The sequence below is a fragment of the Intestinirhabdus alba genome, from assembly GCF_009711095.1.
GTDB classification, from domain to species: domain Bacteria; phylum Pseudomonadota; class Gammaproteobacteria; order Enterobacterales; family Enterobacteriaceae; genus Intestinirhabdus; species Intestinirhabdus alba.
The window spans coordinates 1-1,253 of sequence record NZ_WMJZ01000107.1; the positions used below are offsets into that span (position 1 = coordinate 1).

Below are 1,253 nucleotides of genomic sequence, written 5' to 3' on the forward strand. Positions count from 1 at the left end.
AAACCTTGGTTTAAGAGCAAGCGGGCAGTACACCGATAATTTGTTATTTACAGGCCCTGATGGTCTTAAGATTCAGGTGTTTCGCCGAACACTCGCTAATCAGACTACTGTCGGTGTAATAAATACTGTGCCAGTGACTTTCCCTGTCCCGTTCCCTGTAAATTGCTGGGGCGTTTTTTCTACCAAATCAACATGGGTACAGATAACTAACTCATGCGAGTGGGTAAGCAATACAGGTTTTACCGCTCAGGTCATGATGAATATTGCTGTAGATACAAACACCTCAGAAGCCATGTTTTTAGCTATAGGATATTAATATGAATCGTTTTGTATTCAGCCCATCAGAGTCCCGTTTTTATGCCATCGAGTGGCGGTCTGATTATGTTGATAATAATCGTTGGCCGCATGATGCCATTAACGTTAGTGACAGCATTTATTATGAGTTTTCCGGCACTCCACCTACAGGTAAGCAACTTATAACTTTAAATAACATGCCATCATGGGGTGATATTCCTCCGCCTACACGAGAAGAATTAATTGCCGCCGCTGATGTGGAGAAGCAAAAAAGAATAGATTCAGCCAATAATTACATGAACGGTAAACAGTGGCCTGGTAAGGCAGCGATTGGCAGACTAACGGGGGACGGGCTAACGCAATACAATCTGTGGCTGGATTATCTGGATGCGCTTGAGGCTGTAGATACTGCAAGCGCACCGGATATTATCTGGCCTGTTAATCCTGCTGACTAACCTCAATCAAGATTGGCTCGCCATCTTCATTTACGGCGAGCTTTTTACCTTTTTTAATCTCGGAAGTAGTAAAAAACCAGTTATCTTCTGGAAGTTCTATAGCCCCCTTCGTATCGTGAAACCCTGGAATTACTTCTGTCATAGTAACTGGATTAAACAGGCGCATAATAAACCCTCCATGAAAATGAACTTGCAGAGATACTGCCATCAAACATCTGGCAGCGTGCTTTAAAACCAGTATTTGTAATTGTTGAGTCAATTACCATCGAAGTATGTGTGCTGTTATAGTTACCCGGATCAGTAGCTATTAACTCGGCGATGCAAATATTTCTGCTTCGTTCAGGAAGGGCTATGGGATACGTAACCACAGCCAGCCCATCTAAATTTGTACTTCCCCCCATGCATTCTATTGCACCATCAGACCAAATGACCCAAGAGCCGCTGGCGTTTCGTCCACGGCTTTTAATGTATGGTGCTTTTGTCACATCTACCAAACCAAGGTTT

At 43.3% G+C, this 1,253-nt stretch carries 4 protein-coding genes; 2 read left to right on the plus strand and 2 right to left on the minus strand.

Going from position 1 to position 1,253, the window contains the following annotated elements; all coding sequences use genetic code 11:
• Both GJV78_RS23395 and GJV78_RS22605 read left to right on the plus strand, forming a co-directional pair.
• The coding region (locus GJV78_RS23395; protein WP_456237501.1) for a gp53-like domain-containing protein at positions 1 to 316 on the plus strand (316 nt) is incomplete at its 5' end.
• A gap of 1 nt (position 317) precedes the next feature.
• Positions 318 to 749 (plus strand): tail fiber assembly protein, encoded by a 432-nt coding sequence (locus GJV78_RS22605; protein ID WP_155110299.1) that lies wholly within the window; start codon positions 318 to 320, stop codon positions 747 to 749.
• Here the strand turns inward: GJV78_RS22605 and GJV78_RS22610 are convergent.
• Positions 733 to 915 carry a hypothetical protein gene (locus GJV78_RS22610; protein WP_155110300.1) on the minus strand — a complete coding sequence of 61 codons (183 nt, stop codon included), beginning with the start codon at positions 913 to 915 and terminating at the stop codon, positions 733 to 735. The genes GJV78_RS22605 and GJV78_RS22610 overlap by 17 nt on opposite strands.
• Positions 902 to 1,234, minus strand: a complete 333-nt coding sequence (locus tag GJV78_RS23400; protein ID WP_076009291.1) for a hypothetical protein — start codon at positions 1,232 to 1,234, stop codon at positions 902 to 904. The genes GJV78_RS22610 and GJV78_RS23400 overlap by 14 nt, the downstream gene beginning before the upstream one ends.
• Between the last annotated feature and the right edge of the window lie 19 nt (positions 1,235 to 1,253).

Bases quoted from the DNA above. Each gene is read 5' to 3' on its own strand.
- GJV78_RS22605 (WP_155110299.1), top strand. From the start codon at position 318: ATGAATCGTTTTGTATTCAGCCCATCAGAGTCCCGTTTTTATGCCATC.
- GJV78_RS22610 (WP_155110300.1), bottom strand. From the start codon at position 915: ATGCGCCTGTTTAATCCAGTTACTATGACAGAAGTAATTCCAGGGTTT.